Annotated in this window: 12 protein-coding genes; 6 read left to right on the top strand and 6 right to left on the bottom strand. The window is 68.1% G+C overall.

Annotated elements, in window-relative coordinates:
• Positions 1 to 7 precede the first annotated feature (7 nt).
• Together IE191_RS11310 and IE191_RS11305 are read left to right on the top strand one after the other, a co-directional pair.
• On the top strand, positions 8 to 1,165 hold the full coding sequence (locus IE191_RS11310; protein WP_191324466.1) for an NAD(P)/FAD-dependent oxidoreductase: 1,158 nt from the start codon (positions 8 to 10) through the stop codon (positions 1,163 to 1,165).
• A gap of 84 nt (positions 1,166 to 1,249) precedes the next feature.
• Complete coding sequence (locus IE191_RS11305; protein ID WP_191324465.1) at positions 1,250 to 3,178, top strand: CocE/NonD family hydrolase; 1,929 nt, start codon at positions 1,250 to 1,252, stop codon at positions 3,176 to 3,178.
• 140 nt (positions 3,179 to 3,318) lie between these two features.
• On the opposite strand, the gene IE191_RS11300 is transcribed toward IE191_RS11305, so the two are convergent.
• The 5 genes from IE191_RS11300 to IE191_RS11280 form a co-directional block, all read right to left on the bottom strand.
• Entirely contained in the window at positions 3,319 to 4,215 is an 897-nt protein-coding gene (locus IE191_RS11300) for a LysR family transcriptional regulator (RefSeq protein WP_191324573.1), read from the bottom strand.
• A 103-nt stretch (positions 4,216 to 4,318) separates the two neighbouring features.
• Positions 4,319 to 5,314, bottom strand: a complete 996-nt coding sequence (locus IE191_RS11295; RefSeq protein ID WP_191324464.1) for an aldo/keto reductase — start codon at positions 5,312 to 5,314, stop codon at positions 4,319 to 4,321.
• A gap of 100 nt (positions 5,315 to 5,414) precedes the next feature.
• On the bottom strand, positions 5,415 to 5,870 hold the full coding sequence (locus tag IE191_RS11290; RefSeq protein WP_191324463.1) for a DUF3429 family protein: 456 nt from the start codon (positions 5,868 to 5,870) through the stop codon (positions 5,415 to 5,417).
• A 59-nt stretch (positions 5,871 to 5,929) separates the two neighbouring features.
• Positions 5,930 to 8,317 carry a membrane-bound PQQ-dependent dehydrogenase, glucose/quinate/shikimate family gene (locus IE191_RS11285; RefSeq protein ID WP_191324462.1) on the bottom strand — a complete coding sequence of 796 codons (2,388 nt, stop codon included), beginning with the start codon at positions 8,315 to 8,317 and terminating at the stop codon, positions 5,930 to 5,932.
• A gap of 79 nt (positions 8,318 to 8,396) precedes the next feature.
• The gene (locus tag IE191_RS11280) at positions 8,397 to 9,914 is read right to left on the bottom strand and encodes a glycerol-3-phosphate dehydrogenase (RefSeq protein ID WP_191324461.1); all 1,518 of its coding nucleotides are present in this window, start codon (positions 9,912 to 9,914) and stop codon (positions 8,397 to 8,399) included.
• 142 nt (positions 9,915 to 10,056) lie between these two features.
• On the opposite strand from IE191_RS11280, the gene glpK reads away from it, so the two are divergent.
• The 4 genes from glpK to IE191_RS11260 all read left to right on the top strand — a co-directional run bounded on the left by glpK (position 10,057) and on the right by IE191_RS11260 (position 17,341).
• Positions 10,057 to 11,556 carry a glycerol kinase GlpK gene (gene glpK, locus IE191_RS11275; RefSeq protein ID WP_191324460.1) on the top strand — a complete coding sequence of 500 codons (1,500 nt, stop codon included), beginning with the start codon at positions 10,057 to 10,059 and terminating at the stop codon, positions 11,554 to 11,556.
• Positions 11,553 to 12,848 (top strand): alpha/beta hydrolase family protein, encoded by a 1,296-nt coding sequence (locus IE191_RS11270; protein WP_191324459.1) that lies wholly within the window; start codon positions 11,553 to 11,555, stop codon positions 12,846 to 12,848. The genes glpK and IE191_RS11270 overlap by 4 nt, the downstream gene beginning before the upstream one ends.
• Positions 12,845 to 14,728, top strand: coding sequence for a tetratricopeptide repeat-containing sulfotransferase family protein (locus IE191_RS11265; protein WP_191324458.1), 1,884 nt, complete (start codon positions 12,845 to 12,847; stop codon positions 14,726 to 14,728). Before IE191_RS11270 ends, IE191_RS11265 begins: the two co-directional genes overlap by 4 nt.
• Before the next feature lie 138 nt (positions 14,729 to 14,866).
• Positions 14,867 to 17,341 carry a TonB-dependent receptor gene (locus IE191_RS11260; protein ID WP_229815265.1) on the top strand — a complete coding sequence of 825 codons (2,475 nt, stop codon included), beginning with the start codon at positions 14,867 to 14,869 and terminating at the stop codon, positions 17,339 to 17,341.
• 126 nt (positions 17,342 to 17,467) lie between these two features.
• Here the strand turns inward: IE191_RS11260 and IE191_RS11255 are convergent, their stop codons facing one another.
• Positions 17,468 to 18,130, bottom strand: coding sequence for a TetR/AcrR family transcriptional regulator (locus IE191_RS11255; protein ID WP_229815264.1), 663 nt, complete (start codon positions 18,128 to 18,130; stop codon positions 17,468 to 17,470).
• Positions 18,131 to 18,202 lie beyond the last annotated feature (72 nt).

The following is an 18,202-nucleotide window of genomic DNA, read 5'->3' as shown; positions in this document are numbered from 1 at the left end:
AAGCGGCATGACGAAATCGGCAAATGGCGCTTCGGTCATCGTGATCGGGGCAGGGGTTACGGGCCTTTCGGCCGCATGGTGGCTGGCGCGCTCGGGCGTGGACGTGCTCGTGCTCGACAAGGGCGTGGTCGGCTGGGAAGCGTCGAGCCGCAACGGCGGTGGCGCCTCGCACTATCAAAGCCCGCTGTTCGACGAGGAACAGCGGATGTGGCCGCTGATGGACGAGCTGCTGGGCTATCCCACCGAATACCAGCGCGAGCGCGTAATCATCGCGGTCAGCGAGCGGCAGCTTCACCACTATCACTACATCGCCGGCATGTGCGGCGACATGGGCTACCAGGTGGACAAGATCGACGCGCAGCAGGCGCGCGAGATGGTGCCGCTGGCCGGGGACAATTGCCTGGGCGGCATCCACCTGCGCTTTGGCGGTCATGCCAATCCGCAGCGCACGGTGCAGGCCTATGCCTGGGCCACGCAGGACCTGGGCGGGCGCATTCTCCAGCATTGCCCGGCCTTGCGGATCGAGACCAGCGGCGGGCGCGCGACGGGCGTGGTCACGCCGCAGGGCACCTTTTCCTGCGATGCGCTGGTGGTGGCGGCCGGGCCGCAGATTGCCGGGCTGATGGCGCCGCTGGGCGTTGACGTGCCACTCGCTGCCGCGCGCGCGGAAATGATCGTGACCGAACCGGCGCCGCTGATGCGTTGGGGCGGAGTGGACGGCAATGGCCTCTATGGCCGCCAGACGCTGCGCGGCAACCTCGCCTATGGTGGCGGCCCGCACGAATGGATCGACACCGATCCGGCCGGGCCGGCGGCGCGTCCGTCCACGCCGCTGGCGCGCAACCTGGCGCGGCGCGTGGCCGAACTGCTGCCCGGCGCGGCGCACCTCAACGTGATCCGCTCGTGGTCGGGCATCATCGAGAATACCCCCGATGGCCGCCCGATCATCGACCGGCTGACGCAACCCGAAAACGTGACGATCGCGACGATGTCGGGCGTGGGCTTCGGCCTGTCGCCGGCCTCGGGCCACGCCATCCGCGATCTGGTGATCGATGGGCAGGTCAGCTTTGCCGAGATCGACAAGCTGGCGCTGTCGCGCTTTGCCAGCCTGCCCGCCGATTGGCGCAGCCAGCGCGGCTGGGATCCGCTGGCAGAGGCCGCCTAATCAGCGCTTTTCTTTGCGGGATCGGGCGTTAGAAGGTTTCGCGCGCAACTGCCTTGCGCGCGTTTCCTGCTGAAAGTGCCCCCCATGCGCTCCATCCTGTCCCTGGTAACGGCTTCGTTTCTCACGCTGGCGCTGGCCGCCCCGGCCCTGGCGCAAGGCGCCGCGTCCGCGCCCGTCACGCCTATGACGCCCGACGTGATCGCCCATTTTGACCAGGTGCTGCCCTCGGCCGATTTCATCCGGCGCGAGGTGATGGTGCCGATGCGCGACGGCACCAAGCTCTACACCGTGATCGTGATGAAGAAGGGCACCAAGGGCGGGCCGATCCTGCTCTCGCGCACACCCTATGACGCCTATGGCTCGACGCACCGCGTGGCCAGCCAGCGCATTGTCGATATTCTGGAGGCGATGGACGCCGAATTTGCCGAGGATGGCTATATCCGCGTCTATCAGGACATTCGCGGCATGCACCGGTCCGAAGGCACCTACATCATGAACCGGCCGATTGCCGGGCCGCTGAATGACACCGGCATCGATGAATCGACCGATGCCTATGACACGATCGACTGGCTGGTGAAGAACGTGCCGGAAAGCAACGGCAAGGTCGGCGTGATCGGTTCATCCTACCTGGGCTTCACCACGCTGATGGCCGAGATCAACCCGCATCCGGCGCTGAAAGCCGCCGTGCCGGAAAGCCCGATGGTCGATGGCTGGATGGGCGACGACTGGTTCCACAACGGCGCGTTCCGCGTCACGTCCTTGAGCTATGCCACCACGCAAGTGGTCAACAAGGGCGACGGCGGCGGTGAATTCGCGCTGGGCAAGGGGGACGATTACACCCGCTGGCTGGAAGCCGGCTCGGTGGGCGATTTCGCCGCCAAGCTGGGCATTGCGCAAGTGCCGGGCGTGCGCAAGTGGCTGGAAAATCCGGCCTATACCCGGTTCTGGTCGGAACAGGCGGTGGACAAGTGGCTGGCCGCCCGCCCGCTCACCGTGCCCACCATGCTCGAAGTGGGGCAGTGGGACCAGGAAGACAGCTATGGCGCCCCGGCGGTCTATCGCGCGCTGGAGCCCAAGGATAAGGCCAACGACATGGTCAGCCTGGTGATCGGACCGTGGCGCCATTCGGGTGCCAACCATGGCGGATCGAGCCTGGGCGCGCTGGACTTCACCGGCGATACCGCGCGCGAATGGCGCGTGAAGTATTTGAAGCCGTTCTTCGACCACTGGCTCAAGGATGCGCCCGATCCGCACACCCCGCCGGTGCTGACCTATGCCACCGGAATCAACCAGTGGCAGGAAAGCCCGCGCTGGCCGATGGGCACGAACACGCCGCTCTATCTCGGCGCCGATGGCTCGGCCGGCTTCGCCAGGCCTGCCGCGGCCGGGCACGACGATTATGTCAGCGACCCGGCGCACCCGGTGCCGTTCATCCCGCGCCCGATCGACATGGACGATGGCGCGCAGTGGAAGCCGTGGCTGGTGCATGACCAGCGCTTCGTGTCGGGCCGGCCCGACGTGGCCGAATGGCAGACCGCCGCGCTCGACAAGCCGGTGCACATCATGGGCGCGCCGGAGGTGGACCTCTATGCCGCGACCACCGGCACCGACAGCGACTGGGTGGTCAAGCTGATCGATGTCTATCCCAACGACGTGCCCGAATCCGCCGACCAGGGCGGGCGCCCGTCGATGGCCGGCTATGAACTGCCCATTGGCATCGAGATATTCCGGGGCCGCTATGCGAAAAGCTTTGCCCAGCCCGCCGCGCTCAAGCCGGGGCAGGTGGTGCATTATCACTGGGCCCTGCCCAACGTGAACCACGTGTTCCTGCCCGGTCACAAGCTCAAGGTGCAGGTGCAGTCCACGCTGTTCCCGCTCTATGATCGCAACCCGCAGACTTTCGTGCCCAACATCATGTTTGCCAAGCCGGCCGATTATCGCAAGGCCACGCAAAGCGTGTGGTTTGGCGGCGACAAGGCGAGCGCCGTGGTGCTGCCGGTGGTGGCGGAGTAAGGGTTCGAGGGCGGTGCTGGCCGCCCTTCGACAGGCTCAGGACAGGCCCTTCGACAAGCTCAGGGCGAACGGCTCTTGAACTGGGATTTCCGTTCGGGCTGAGCTTGTCGAAGCCCCTTGCAGGCAAGCGCCGCGCGCGGTCAATCGCCGCGATGGCGCAGGGCGTCGACCAGCAGGGCAAAGGCCGGCGAAGCCTGGCGCCGGCTGGGATAATAGAGGTGATAGCCGGCAAACGGCGGGCACCAGTCTTCCAGCACGCGCACCAGGCTGCCGTCGGCCAGGGCATCGGCGACCAGGCCATCGAGGGTCATGGCCAGGCCCAGGCCCGATTGCGCGGCGCGCACCAGCATGCCCGATCCGGCAAACGTCACCTGTCCTTCCACGCGCACGTTCATCACCCGGCCGTCGCGCTCGAATTCCCAGGCATAGAGCCCGCCGGTGCTGGGCATGCGCAAGTTGATGCAGGTGTGCCGGGCCAGGTCGTGCGGCGTCTGCGGCACCGGATGCCGCGCGAAATAGGACGGCGCGCCCACGCAGGCCATGCGCATCGGCGGGCCGACACGCACGGCGATCATGTCGCGGGCGATTGCCTCGCCCAGGCGAATGCCGGCGTCGAAGCGTTCCTCCACGATATCGACGAAGCCGTTGTTGAGGCTGATTTCGACATGGATGTCGGGATAATCGGGCAGGATCCGCTCCAGCGCCGGCCACAGCACGGTGCGTGCGGCATGCTCCGACGTGGTGATGCGGATCGTGCCGGCGGGCTTGTCGCGCAGCCGGGTGATATCCTCGATGCCATAGTGGATCTGGTCGAGCGCCGGCGCCAGCGTGGCGAGCAGGCGCTCTCCGGCCTGCGTTGTCGCCACGGAGCGCGTCGTGCGGGTGAGCAGGCGGACCCCCAGCTTCTCTTCCAGCTTGCGCATCGCGTGACTAAGAGCCGATTGCGACACCCCCAGACGCGCGGCGGCGCGGGTGAAGCTGCGCTCTTCGGCCAGCGTGGCAAAGGCGGCCAGATCGGCGAGGTCGTTGCGACCGATGGACATGGGTGGAACAGGTCTTTCACAGGCGCACGGCCATGCCGGCGAGTGGGGCAGGCTTGCACCATGCCCCACCCTGGCCCTGGCCGCAAAGGCGGTGTGGTTACAGGCCGGTCATGGCTTCGGCCGCCGGGGTATAGCGCGCGCCCCGGACGGGAATGGCCGCCAGGCTTTGCGCGATGCGAGAGAGTTCCTCGGCGGACAAGACGATGTCGGCCGCGCCCAGGTTTTCCTCCAGCCGGTGCAGCTTGGTCGTGCCGGGAATGGGCACGATGAACGGCCGCTGCGCCAGCAGCCAGGCCAGGGCGATCTGCGCCGGGGTGGCGCCGCGCTCGGCGGCAATCGTCTTGAGCCGCTCGACCAGCGCGAGATTGGCTTGCAGGGCCTCTTGCTGGAAACGGGGCAGGCCGGCGCGGAAATCGCCGCTGGCCATGTCTGCCGTCGACGTGATCGCGCCGGTCAGGAATCCCTTGCCCAGCGGCGAATAGGGCACCAGGCCGATGCCCAGCTCGTCGCAGGCCGCAAGGATGCCGTTGTCTTCCACCTGTCGCGTCCACAGCGAATATTCGTTTTGCAGCACGGCCACCGGCTGCACTGCATGGGCCCGGCGCAGGGTGGCGGCGCTCGGCTCGCTCATGCCGAAATGGCGGACTTTGCCTTCGGCGATCAGATCACGCACGGTGCCGGCCACGTCCTCGATCGGCACCTTGGGATCGACGCGGTGCTGGTAGAACAGATCGAGCGTTTCCACGCGCAGCCGCTTGAGCGAGGCTTCGGCCACGGCGCGGATGCGTTCGGGGCGGCTGTCGACGCCGCGCATGGTGCCGGTGTCAGGGTCGATGTCGAACCCGAACTTGGTGGCGATCACCACCTCGCCCTTGAAGGGCTCCAGGGCTTCGCCCACGGTTTCCTCGTTGGTCCAGGCGCCATAGACTTCGGCCGTGTCGAAGAAGGTCACGCCCCGTTCTACGGCGGCGCGGATCAGCGCGATGCCATCGGCGCGGGGCACGGTTTTGCCATAGCCGAAATCCAGCCCCATGCAGCCAAAGCCGAGGGCGGAAACCACCGGGCCACGCTGGCCCAGGTTGCGTGTGTTCATGGCTGTTCTCCTTGCGATTGCGGTGTCGAAGGCGCTTCTATCGCAAGGTGCTTTGATGCATTAGCCGGTTAAATCGGCATAATCTTATGGCTCTGAATCATCAATAGCCGGCCAATACGCCGATCACGACGGTCAGGGTGCCCAGGCCCGTGGCCATCATCGCCCGCAGTGCCAGCCAGCCGGGGGGCAGCGCCATGACCCGCGCAAGCGCCTTGTCGGCCAGCGGGCTGGCCAGGATCAGCAGGCCCAGCGTCACCAGTTCCGGCCCCGGCCAGGGCGCGCCGACGCACCAGGGCAGCAGCATGGCCCAGCCGACCAGGCTGGGCAGCACGGCCAGCAGGTGAAACCAGGGTGCCTTCACCCCGCCGAGCAGGCCGGCCATCCACCACAGCCCGCCCAGGAACGAGAGGATCAGCGCGGCATAGCAGCAGGCGGCGGCCAGCGCCGTCCAGCGGGCTTCGCCGCCAGACAGCGCCATGAACAGGCAGAACGCCTGGGGCAGGATGCCGGCAAGGCCAAGGACAACAAGCGGGCGGGGCAGGGATGCGATGGACATGGTCCTGAGCAAAGCACTATCGGAGCCAACCCCGGCAAGCTGACCTTTCGACATGCGCGTCACGTTCTGGGCAGGGCATAGGCGATGATCGAATCGCCCAGCTTCGTGCCGAGAGATCCGTGGCCGCCAGCCACGACCACCACGAACTGCCGCCCGCTGGCCGGCGACCGATAGGTCATCGGCGTGGCCTGCGCCCCGGCGGGCAGGCGCGCGCGCCACAGCACGCGGCCGGTGGTGGTGTCATAGGCGCGCAAGTAATAGTCGAGCGAGGCGGCCATGAACGACAGGCCACCGCCGGTCATCATCGGCCCGCCGAGCGAGGGCACGCCCAGCTTGAGCGGGATCGGCAGCGGCGTTTCATCGCGGATCGTGCCATTGGCGTGGCGCCAGGCGACCTTGCCCGTCACCAGGTCGATCCCGGCGACATAGCCCCAGGGCGGCGACTGGCAGGGAAGCCCGAGCCGCGACAGGAACGGCCCCATCGACACCGCATAGGGCGCCCCGGCATTGGGGCTGTTGCCATGTTCGGCCGAGCCACCGCGATCCGAAGCGCCAGACGGGCCACCCTTGCCGCCCTTGGTGCCGGGGCCTTGCGGGATCAGGCGATCGACGAAGGCCATGTAGTTGGGGTGGGCAAAGGCCACCTGGCGCACCGGGTCGATCGCCAGCCCGCCCCAGTCCATCACCCCGAAATTGCCGGGAAAGACCAGCGTGCCGCGCGTGGAAGGCGGGGTGAACGGCCCTTCGTGGCGATAGCGGCGAAAGGCGATGCGGCAGGCCATCTGGTCAAACAGCGTGGCGCCCCACATGTCTGCCTCGCGGATGCGCGGCGGCATCAGCGAAATGGCCGAGACCGGCTGCGTGGGCGAGGTGAAATCGCCCGGCGCCGCGCCACCGGGCACGGGCACTTCGCGCACCGGCTGGATCGGCTGGCCGGTGCGGCGGTCGAGCACGAAGATGTTGCCGGTCTTGGTCGATTGCACCAGCGCGGGCACACGACCTTTTCCGGGAATGGTCAGGTCCACCAGCGCGGGCTGGGCGGGTACGTCCATGTCCCACAGATCGTGGTGCACGGTCTGGAACACCCAGCGTGGGTGGCCGGTCTTGATGTCGAGCGCCAGGATCGAGGTGGCGAAGCGTTCGGTTTCGGGCGTGCGGCGCCCTCCCCACTGGTCGATCGCGCCCATGCCCATCGGCAGGTAGAGCAGGCCGAGGTCTTCGTCGGCCGCAGCCGTGCTCCAACTGTTGGGGGTGGAAGGCACGGGCGGATGGTCAGGCCCGAGCGGCGCGGTGTCTTCCGGGCGGCCGGGATCGAAAGCCCAGACCGGCTTGCCGCTGGCCACGTCGAACGCCTGGATCGCGCCCGAGGGCATGTGGACCGAAGCGTTGTCATAGATCGCGCCACCCACCACGACGAGACCGCGGGTGACCAGCGGGGCCGAGGTGAACTGGAACCAGCCGGGCTGGAGCCCCGGGCCGGTGACGGCAAGGTTGACCGCGCCGCCCTGGCCAAAGCCTGTGCACAGCCGCCCGGTGTGCGCGTCGAGCGCGATCAGGCGGGCGTCGGCCGTGGCCATGATGATGCGCTGCGGGCACGAGCCATCGGCGCTGCGCGTGGCGCCCGGCCAAGTGGCATCGTGATAGGAAACGCCCCGGCAGGTCAGGTGCTGGACATGGGCCGGAACCTTCAGGTGCGGATCGAACCGCCAGCGTACCGCGCCGGTTTCGGCGTCGAGCGCCAGCACCATGTTGTGCGGCGTGCAGGCATAAAGCGTGTCGCCCACCTTGATCGGAGTCAGCTCATAGGTGATTTCTTCGGGGTCACCGGCCCGGCGGGTGTCGCCGGTGTCCACGCGCCAGGCTTGCTTGAGGCCGGTGACATTGGCCGGGGTCAACTGCGCCAGGGGCGACCACTTGGTGCCGGCCCAGGTGTGGCCATAGGCGAGCCAGTCCCCCGCGTCGGTGCCTGCCGCGAGCGCCGGGGCAGGGCCGCGCGCGCCGGGCAGGCTGCCGTCCCATTCATGCGGGCTGCGCGTCATCGCGGCCACGCCGACGGCGCCCGCGAGCAGCAGCGCCAGCGCCAGCGGCCCGGCCTTGCGCCACCAGCCCGGCTGTCCTGCCGGCAGTGCGCGGGTGATCCACGGCATCAGCAGCAGCACGCCGAGAACGAAGATCACGTCGCCGCGCGGGACCAGTGCCCACCAGTCAAGCCCGGTTTCGGCCAAGGCCCAGCCGAGTGTCGCCAGTACCAGCAGGGCAAAGAGGTGGAGCGCAGCCACCTGGCGCCGCCATAGCAGCACGGCGCAGGCCAGCATAGCCAGCCCGGCCAGGCCATGGAACCAGGTGCCGCCCTCGATGGCGAGCCAGGCACCGCCCAGAACCAGCACCACGCCGCACAAGGCCAGAATGATGCTCATGATCGCCAGTGCCGGCGCGGTTTTCCACATGCCCGAAGTTTCCCTGTTCGCGCCGATGGTTATCGCGCGTTCAGGCCCCCAACGAAGCGAAGCGGATGCTGTTCCGCGATCAGGCTGGCACCCTTGTGTATGCGGCGATCCACGCCTCGATGGCCGGGGCGGCCTCGGCTGGCGCATGCAGGCCCAGCTTGCTGCGCCGCCACAGCACGTCCTGCGCGCTGCGCGCCCATTCGTGCTCGACCAGATAGGCGAGTTCGGCAGCGTGCAGACCGCCGCCCAGATCGGGGCCAAGATCCTGGCTGGACCGCGCCTCACCCAGGACAAGCCGCGCTCGCGTGCCATAGGCGCGGGCCAGGCGGCGCAGCAGCGGCAGCGGCAGGCCCGGATAGTCCTGTGTCAGCCGGTCGAGGAAAGCCTCGAAATCGGCAGCCGGAATGTCGCCGCCGGGCAGGGCAGCGCCGCCAGTCCAGGCCGGCCCGGCCTGAGGGAAGAACGGCGCGAGGCGGCCCATGGCATGCTCGGCCAGCTTGCGGAACGTGGTGATCTTGCCGCCGAACACGCTGAGCATCGGCGCCTGCCCCTCGGCCGCATCGAGATCGAGCACATAGTCGCGCGTCACGGCCGAGGCATTGGCAGCGTGATCGTCATAAAGCGGGCGGATGCCGGCATAGCTCCACACCACGTCGGCGGGCGTGACCGCGCGGTCGAAATAGGCCGAGACGGTTTCGCACAGATAGGCGGTTTCGTGTTCGGCAATGCTGGCGTGGGCCGGTGGGCCGGTCCAGGCCTCGTCGGTCGTGCCGACCAGCGTATAGACACCCTCGTAGGGGATGGCGAAAACCACGCGGCGGTCGGGGTTCTGCAACAGGAAGGCATGGTCGCCGGGATAGAGGCGCGGCACCACGATGTGGCTGCCCTTGATCAGCCGCACCCCGCGATCCTGCCGCGCCCCGGCGCTGCGCTGAAGCACGTCCTCCACCCAGGGACCAGCGGCGTTGACCAGGGCACGGGCTTCCACCACGCGCTCTTCCCCCTGGTGCGCGATGGTGGCCTGCCACAGTGGGCCGGAGCGCCGGGCGGAGACCAGGCGGGTGCGGGTTTCGATCCGTGCCCCGCGCGCGGCCGCGTCCATCGCGTTGAGCACGACCAGGCGGCTGTCTTCCACCCAGCAGTCGGAATAGACGAATGCCTTGCGTGCGGCGGGCTTGACTCCCTCGCCCAGCGGCGAGCGGGCGAGATCGACGGTCTGCGTGGCGGGCAGGGCCTTGCGCCCGCCGATGTGATCGTAAAGGAACAGGCCCAGGCGCACCATCCACGCCGGGCGCGGCGAATGCAGTTGCGGCAGCACGAAGCGCAGCGGCCAGATGATGTGCGGCGCCATGCCGAGCAGCCGCTCGCGCTCGATCAGCGCCTCGCGCACCAGGCGGAATTCGCCATATTCCAGATAGCGCAGCCCGCCGTGGATCAGCTTGGTGCTCGCGGCCGAGGTATGGCTGGCCAGGTCTTCCTGCTCCACCAGCAGCACGGACAGGCCACGTCCGGCCGCGTCGCGGGCGATTCCGGCGCCATTGATGCCGCCGCCCACCACGAGAAGGTCATAAGCGCCGGTTGCCTGCGAGGTCGTCATGCGTCTTTCCTGCCGCAGTTGCTCTTGCCAGCCAAGAAGGATGACATGAAAGCAAAGGCAAATGCCTATACGAGATAGGGCAATGAGCCGGATGGCGCATAGCATCCCCTTGGGGAAAGAACAGGCAAGAGCAAGGAGGATCATGACGCAGGCAACCCACGTCCTGGCCATCGACCAGGGCACGACATCGACCCGGGCCATCGTGTTCGATCGGGCCGCCCGTGCCGTGGCCACGGCGCAGGCCGAATTTGCCCAGCACTATCCTGAGCCGGGCTGGGTGGAGCACGATCCCGAAGACATCTGGCGCGATTGCCTGGCGACGGCGCGCGGGGCGCTGGCGAAAGCCGGCGTGGGCGCAGCGCAGATCGCCGCGATCGGCGTGACCAACCAGCGCGAGACCGTGGTGGTGTGGGACCGCGCCACGGGCGCCCCGATCCATCGCGCCATCGTCTGGCAGGATCGCCGCACCGCCGAAACGTGCCTGGCGCTTCGCCAGGATGGCATGGGCGAGCTGGTTTCCGCGCGCACCGGCCTGGTCCTCGATCCCTATTTCTCGGGCACCAAGCTGGCCTGGATTCTCGACCATGTGCCCGGCGCCCGCGCGCGGGCGGAGCGGGGCGAGCTGGCCTTCGGCACGATCGACTGCTTCCTGCTGTGGCGCCTGACCGGCGGGCAGGTGCACGCCACCGACGTGACCAACGCCGCGCGCACCATGCTCTATGACATCCACCGCCAGGCCTGGGACGAAGACCTGTGCCGCCTGCTGCGTGTGCCGATGGCGATCCTGCCGCAAGTGCACGACAATGCCCATGTCTTCGGCACGACCGCGCCGGGGCTGTTCGAGGCGGCCATTCCCATCGCCGGCATGGCCGGAGACCAGCAGGCCGCGCTGTTCGGCCAGGCCTGCTTCGCGGCGGGGCAGGCCAAGTCGACGTATGGCACGGGCTGCTTCATGCTGCTCAACACCGGGGAAACCGCGTTCACCTCGCGCAGCGGCCTGCTGACTACGCCGGCCTGCCGGATCGACGGGCGGATGACCTATGCGCTGGAAGGCTCGATCTTCGTGGCTGGCGCGGCGGTCAAATGGCTGCGCGACGGCATCGGCGTGATCACCCATGCCCGCGATACCAACGACATGGCGACCCAAGTGCCCGACAGCCACGGCGTCTACATGGTTCCCGCCTTTGCCGGGCTGGGCGCGCCCTATTGGGACCCGGATGCGCGCGGGGCGATCTTTGGCCTGACGCTCGGCAGCACCCAGGCGCACCTCGCCCGCGCCGCGCTGGAGGCGGTGGGCTACCAGACGCTGGACCTCGCCCGCACGATGGAGGCCGATGGCGCGCGTTATCCCGCTGCGCTGCGCGTGGATGGCGGCATGGCGGCCAACGACTGGCTGTGCCAGTTTCTGGCAGACCTGCTGGAAACTCCGGTGGAGCGGCCCGCGCATCTCGAAACCACCGCGCTGGGGGCGGCATTCTTTGCCGGGCTGGCCACCGGGTTCTGGTCGGGCCAGGCGGAACTGGCGGCCACCTGGGCATGCAGCCGCCGGTTCGTGCCGGCCATGGCGGCGGCGCGGCGCGACACGCTGGTGGCCGGCTGGCGTGATGCCGTGGCGCGCACCTTGTCGCGGCCGGCGGCGTGAAACGGGCGCTGATCGGGCTCGCCCTGGCGCTCTCCGCGCCGGTTGCCCCTGCTGTGCCCGCGCCCGCGCTGCTTCCCGCCGAGCCGGGCCTGCCCGAACTCGCCGCGCCGGGTGCGTTCACGCCGGGCACGATGACGCGCACGATCGTGGCGGCAGACCAGCTCGATGCCGCCGCCTCGGTTGCGGCGGGGCAGGTGGTGCGCGGCACTCGCACGCTGCCGCTGCGCATCTGGTATCCGGCGCGCGCCGCTGCCGCGGCCTCGCGCGTGACTTATGCCGCCAGTCTCACCGCCGAGCCGCCGCACCCGCCGGTGCACTTCACCATTGCCGGCAGCGCCGTGGCCGATGCGCCGCCGGCCGGGCAGGGCTTCCCGCTGGTGGTCCTCTCGCATGGGTTCGACAACGATCCGGCGATGCTGCGCTGGCTGGGCGAGAACCTGGCGAGCAAGGGCTATGTCGTGGTGGCAATGGCGCATCATGATGGCCCGATCACCGATCCGCGCCAGGCCCTGCCGATGATGCTGCGCCGCCCGCTGGACATTGCCCTGACGCTGCAACGCCTGCGCGCCGGCCTGCTCGGCCCGCTGGCGGATACCCGCGCGGTGGCGCTGGTCGGCTATTCGTTCGGCGGTTATGGCGTGCTGACGGCGGCGGGCGCGCGGCTCGATGCCACCGGGCCATGGCTGGCCCGCCTGCCGGCTGCCTTGCGCACGGCCTATGCCGGCGATGGACCGGCGGCTGCCGACCTGCGCGTGCCCGGCGTGGCGGCGGTCGTGGCGATTTCCCCGGCGGGCGGCGGCGCGGCCACGGCCTGGGGTGCGGGGCTGGGCCAGCTTCACGCCCCGCTGCTGGTGCTGGCCGGCACCGCCGATCGCACGGTCGGCTATGACCCTGGCCCGGCCAGCCTGTTTGCCGCCGCCACCAGCAGCGATCGCACATTGCTCACGTTCGAGGGTGCCGGACACGCGCTGGGCACCGATCCTGCCCCGCCGCAGATGCGCCAGGCGCTGTGGGACATGGACTGGTTCGAGGATCCGGTCTGGCGCAAGGCGCGCCTCAACGGCATCAGCCTGCATTTCATCACCGCGTTCCTGGGCCTGCACTTGCGCCACGATGCGGCGATGCAGGCCTATCTGTCGGTGCCGCAGGAGCGCTCCGACGGCGCCGCGTGGAAAGGCGCCGAAACGCCCTATGCCGCCGTCAGCCAGGGGGGCGACAACCCGACGTGGAAGGGCTTTGTCCGCAACCATCAGAACGGCCTGATCCTGCGCCATCTCGCGCCCATGCCATGAGCATAGACCGGGCCAAGGCGCTGCTGAGCCAAGACCCGGCGACCGCGCGCGACCTGGCGCTGGCTGCGGGTCCGGGGGCAGAGGCATGCTTCGTGGCGGCGGCGGCCACGCGTCGCTGCGGCGATGCGGCCGGGGCGCTGCGCCTGCTGGCACGCCTGCCTGCGTCGCGCGCCTGGGGTATCGCCTATGAACGCGGCGCCGCCCACGCCATGCTGGGAGAGGCGAGCGCGGCGCTGGCGGCGCTGGACCTGGCCCACCGCCTCAACCCGCAGTCGGCCGTGGCGGCCCACGCCCTCGCCGCGCAGACGACGCTGCTGGGAGAGCCATTGCCTACCGCCCTGGCCCAGGCCCGTGCGCAGGTTCTGGCGCAGGCATCTACGCTGACCGGCATCGACCGTACCGATCCGTGCTGGCTGCACCTGTTGGGCCAGGCCAACCTTGCCGAGGGCAACCTCGACGCCGCCGAAGCGCTGTGGCAAGCCGCACTGAATCGTGCACCGGCCTTCGACGCTGCCGCGCTCGACCTTGCCATGCTGTACGAACGGCAGCAGCGTGGGCCGGAAGCGCAAGGCTTGGTCGCGCCGCTGGTGGCGCGCCATCCCGGCAACGCCGCGCTGCATGGCCTGCACGCGGCAACACTGCTTCACGCTGGTAAGGTGGAGGCGGCACTGGCCGCGTTCGACGCCGCGCTGGCACTCGCCCCGCAGGACGCCGGGCTGTGGCATGCGCGCGGCCATGCGCTTGCCGCTGCGGGAGACGCGGACGGTGCGATCCGTGCCTATCGCCAGGCGCTGGCCCTGCGACCCGATCAGGCCGAGCCCTGGTGGAGCCTGGCCAATCTCAAGACCTTCCGCTTTTCGCCGGAAGACCGCGTTGCGATGGAAGCGGCGCTGGCCGATCCCGGCCTCCTGCCGGGGCAGGCCGCGCACCTGCATTTCGCGCTCGGCCGGGCACGGCTCGATGCCGCCGAAGCGGAGCCCGCGATGGCCCATTTCCACCGCGCCAATGCGCTGCGCCGCGCGCAAGTGCCATTCGACATTGCCGCGCACGAGGCGTTCGTGGCCGGCACCATCGCCACCTGCACGCCCGCGTTCCTAGCTGCGCGGGCGGACTGGGGTGATCCACGCGAAGGGCCGGTGTTCCTCGTCGGCCTGCCGCGCAGCGGCTCCACGCTGGTCGAGCAGATCCTGGCCAGCCACCCGGCGGTGGAGGGGCTTTCCGAACTGGCTGATTTCACTCTGCTGGCGCGGCAATGGACCGGCCGCCTGATCCGCGAGGGCCGCGCCCATGATCGGGTCTCGGCGCTGGCCGCCATGCGCGCCGACGAGGCGCGGGCCCTGGGCGAGGCCTATCTGGCGCGGGTGGCGCGGCTGCGGCAGACCGACCGGCCGCTGTTCGTGGACAAGGCGCCGGGCAACCTGCTGAACCTGCCGCTGATCCGCCTGGCTCTGCCGGGCGCGCGCATCATCCACGTACGGCGCGATCCGATGGCTTGCGCTTTTTCGCTTTATACCCAGGATTTCGCCGCCGGGCAGGGCTACAGCTATGATCTTGTCACGCTGGGCCGCTATTGTCGCCGCGCGGCGGAGCTGGCCGCGCACCTGCATGAGGCCATGCCCCAAGCGATGATGTCGGTTGCCTATGAAGATGTGGTGGACGATCTGGAAGGCCAGGTGCGGCGCCTGCTGGCGCACTGCAACCTGCCCTTCGCGCCCGAAACGCTGCGCTTCCATGAAAACCCGCGCGCCGTCCGCACGATCAGCGCGCAGCAGGTGCGCCAGCCGCTGCACCGCCAGGGCCTGGCGCGCTGGCAGGCCTGCGCGCCGTGGCTTGGCCCGCTGGCCGAGGCATTGTTAACGGGGGATGACAAAATCCGATGAGCGCATGCGATTAACACAGTTGTTGCCGGCCAGCTTGGTGCGAAGCTGGCATGGCTCACAGACGAGTACCGGCCCACGCGGCCGAGCGGGTGGCGAGCGCCCGCACGGGGAGTCAAATCAAATAGTGCGAGGGGTATAATGAACAATCGTGAACTCCTGACCGCCATGCACCGTGCGCGCCTGGCCGCCCGGCTTCTGGCAACAACGGCCATCCTGTCGTCCGCCGCGCTGGCCGCGGCACCCGCCCTGGCCGAGGACCAGGCATCGCAGCCAAGCGGCAAGATCGAGGATATCGTCGTCACCGCCAGCCGTTCCGGCGCGGAATCCGTCCAGAAAGTGCCGATCGCCATTTCGGTGGTGAATGTCGACACGATCACCAAGTCGGGCCAGGGCAACCTGTCTGACCTGCAACGCTTCGTGCCGTCGCTGTCGATCACCGAAAGTGCGCCGGGCTTCAACAAGTTCAACATGCGCGGCCTGTCCACCGGCGGCTATCGCACGTCCGACACCTCGGACCGCCCGCTGGTGGCGGTCTATCTCGATGACACGCCGATTTCGGTGCAGGGCCAGACCCCCGATCTCAAGGTCTATGACCTGGAGCGCGTGGAAGTGCTGCGCGGGCCGCAGGGCACGCTCTATGGCGCCGGTTCGATGGCCGGCACGGTCCGTTTCGTCACGGCCAAGCCCCGCGCCGACGAAGTCTCCGGCTCGATCGAAGGCACGGCTGCCACCACCGAACATGGCGCGGCCAGCGGCAGCGTGCGCGGCATGGTCAACCTGCCCTTGGTGAAAGACCAGTTGGCCGTGCGCGCCAATGTCTACATCGGCCGCGACGGCGGGTTCATCGACAATGTCGGCGCCTATGCCGGGCAGAACCGCAACAGCAACACCACCGAGCAGGCCCGCGTCGCCCTGCGCTGGACGCCCAGCACGGCCTTCACGTTCGACGCCGCGTTCACGTATGAACACAGCAAGGCCAACGGCCTCAACACCGGCATGAGCGGCCTGGCGGACTACACCACGTTCACCAATGGCCCGGAAGGCACCAGCGACAAGTTCCGCCTCTACCAAGCCTCGGCTGACTATGACCTGGGCGGCGTGCACCTGATCGTCAGCGGCGCGCACACCGATCGCGACGTGGGCTATCTGGCCAGCACCGAGCCGACGATCGGCTATTTCTTCCAGGACTACAGCGGCGGCACCCTGCCGGTCAGCAGCACGACCTATCCGCTCTACAAGGCGCCCACCAGCTTCGATCCGGCGGTCAGCAAGCTGATCCCCTACGAACAGTACATGATCAACCAAAAGATCAAGGACACCATGCTGGAAGCGCGCCTGGCGTCCGACAGCACCGGCCCGCTCAAGTGGACCGCCGGCGTGTTCTATGAAAAGCAGATCCGCCACCTGGTGCAGGACATTCCCGTCGCCGGGTTCGATACGCTGTCGTACATGAACTATTTCTACGGCCCGTTCCCGCAGACGGCCAATGGCCTCTACGATTCCAAGGCGGTGGACAAGGCCTTCAATTCCAACGACATCTTCTCCGGCCTTCAGGACACGAACGAGCATCAGTTCGCCGCCTATGCCGATGCCACCTGGCACATCACCGACAAGCTCGACCTGTCGGGGGGCCTGCGCTACTTCAACTTCAAGGAAAAGTACTACCTGTTTGAAAGCGGCGTCTATGGCGTGATCAACCACGTGCCGCTGGAACAGAACGCCACGCTCAAGTCCAACGGCGTGAACCCGCGCGCAAACCTGTCGTACAAGGCCAGCCAGGACTTCATGGTCTATGCCGAAGTGGCCAAGGGCTTCCGCTATGGCGGTGCCAACCAGCCGGTGCCGATCGGTGACAGCGGCATTTCGCAGACCTGCAAGAACAACCTCGCGTCCTACGGCTACAGCTCGGCGCCCAACACGTTCGGGCCGGACAAGCTGTGGAACTACACCATCGGCGAAAAGGCGCGCCTGGCCGATGGCAAGGTGACGTTCAACGCCAGTGCGTTCTGGATCGACTGGAGCGACGTGCAGACGCGCCTGCTGCTCGACTGCTCGTATTTCTTCACCGACAACAAGGGCAAGATCCGCTCCAAGGGCCTGGAGCTGGAAACCACGGTCAAGCTCAGCCCCGAACTCACCTTCTCGGGCTTTGCCTCCTACACCGACTCTCGCGCGAACGGGAACATCCCGACCGTCGGCGCCTTTGACGGCAACCGCACGCCCTACTTCCCGCAATGGACCGCGTCGGCCTCGCTGTTCTACGATCGCATGATCGGCACCGACCAGGCGATCCACATCCGCGCCAGCTATCAGTACCAGGGGGATCAGTTCACCACCTTCAACCCCTACAAGACCAAGATCACCAACGGCCAGTTGGTGACCGATGGCCTCAGCGCGACCTATGCGCGCATTCCCGAACAGAACAATGTCAGCGCCTCGATCAGCTATGACATTGGCCGCATCGAAATCGGCCTGTTCGGCAACAACCTGGTCAACGGCGTGAAATACGTCGATGTGGCGCGGGCGACCTATTACAAGGTCTATCAACCCGGCGACCGCATCGCCTGGGCGCGCCCCCGCACCATCGGTGTGCGCGCACGCTATACATTCTGATCTTTTTCCAGGGTCAAACCGACGGGGCGGGAAGCACACGCTTTCCGCCCCGTTGTGTTTGGCAAGGGCCGATGCGCTGGAGCGGCAACAGATGGAGCCCTTGTTCACGCCCCACCGCCTGCCGCCTCACGACGCCTGGAAATAGGCGGCGCACATGCGCGCCAGTTCGCGCTTGAGCACGTTCCAGTCGTAGTTGGTCACCGACTCGCTGCTGGAGCCCAGGCTCAGTTCGCGGGCAAGGGTGGCGAAGATGATGTGGTGGGCGGCCTTGGCGCAGACTTCCGGGTCGGGCACGGCGAAATCTCCGCGATAGGCCATGAAGGCGGCGACGGCCTTGGCCTCTGCATTGTTGGCCGTGCGCTTGCCCAGCAGCGAAATGGGCGGATCGTGCTCGGCCCGCATCATCGTCAGGCGCAGCAGCGGGGCGTTGTGGCGCAACACTTCGGCATAGGCTTCGACATAGCGCGGCACGAATTCCTGGAGCGTCGCGCAGCTTGCGGCCAATTCGGCCAGCATCGCGTCTTCCTGTTCGGCCAGGGTCTGCGTCGCCTGGTAGAGCACCGCGCGCACCAGGCTGTCCTTGTTTTCAAAGCGCAGGTAGATCGAACCGATCGAGACCTTGCCCCGGCTGCTCACTTCCTGAAGCGTGAAATCCTCGTTGCCGCGTTCCAGCATCAGGGTGCGGGCAGTGGCCAGCATGCGTTCGAGCGAAGCCTTGCTGCGGCCCTGGAGTGGGACGCGGCCGAGGCTTTCGAGCGAGAATTCGGTGGCGTCCGCCGTGGCGGACATGTCCTGCGACATCAAGGCAACCCCATGCTGGCGCCGGCCGACACGACCGGGCTTGTCCCCGGGCCATAGAGC

This window comes from Novosphingobium pokkalii, assembly GCF_014652855.1.
In the GTDB taxonomy this organism is placed as follows: domain Bacteria; phylum Pseudomonadota; class Alphaproteobacteria; order Sphingomonadales; family Sphingomonadaceae; genus Novosphingobium; species Novosphingobium pokkalii.
The sequence above is the reverse complement of the archived record's forward strand: the minus strand, read 5'-3'. Positions and strand labels throughout refer to the sequence as shown.

Excerpts from the sequence above, each read along its gene's own strand:
- IE191_RS11310 (WP_191324466.1), top strand. The coding sequence starts at position 8 with ATGACGAAATCGGCAAATGGCGCTTCGGTCATCGTGATCGGGGCAGGG.
- IE191_RS11305 (WP_191324465.1), top strand. The coding sequence starts at position 1,250 with ATGCGCTCCATCCTGTCCCTGGTAACGGCTTCGTTTCTCACGCTGGCG.
- IE191_RS11295 (WP_191324464.1), bottom strand. The coding sequence starts at position 5,314 with ATGAACACACGCAACCTGGGCCAGCGTGGCCCGGTGGTTTCCGCCCTC.
- IE191_RS11290 (WP_191324463.1), bottom strand. The coding sequence starts at position 5,870 with ATGTCCATCGCATCCCTGCCCCGCCCGCTTGTTGTCCTTGGCCTTGCC.
- IE191_RS11285 (WP_191324462.1), bottom strand. The coding sequence starts at position 8,317 with ATGTGGAAAACCGCGCCGGCACTGGCGATCATGAGCATCATTCTGGCC.
- IE191_RS11280 (WP_191324461.1), bottom strand. The coding sequence starts at position 9,914 with ATGACGACCTCGCAGGCAACCGGCGCTTATGACCTTCTCGTGGTGGGC.
- glpK (WP_191324460.1), top strand. The coding sequence starts at position 10,057 with ATGACGCAGGCAACCCACGTCCTGGCCATCGACCAGGGCACGACATCG.
- IE191_RS11265 (WP_191324458.1), top strand. The coding sequence starts at position 12,845 with ATGAGCATAGACCGGGCCAAGGCGCTGCTGAGCCAAGACCCGGCGACC.
- IE191_RS11260 (WP_229815265.1), top strand. The coding sequence starts at position 14,867 with ATGAACAATCGTGAACTCCTGACCGCCATGCACCGTGCGCGCCTGGCC.
- IE191_RS11255 (WP_229815264.1), bottom strand. The coding sequence starts at position 18,130 with ATGTCCGCCACGGCGGACGCCACCGAATTCTCGCTCGAAAGCCTCGGC.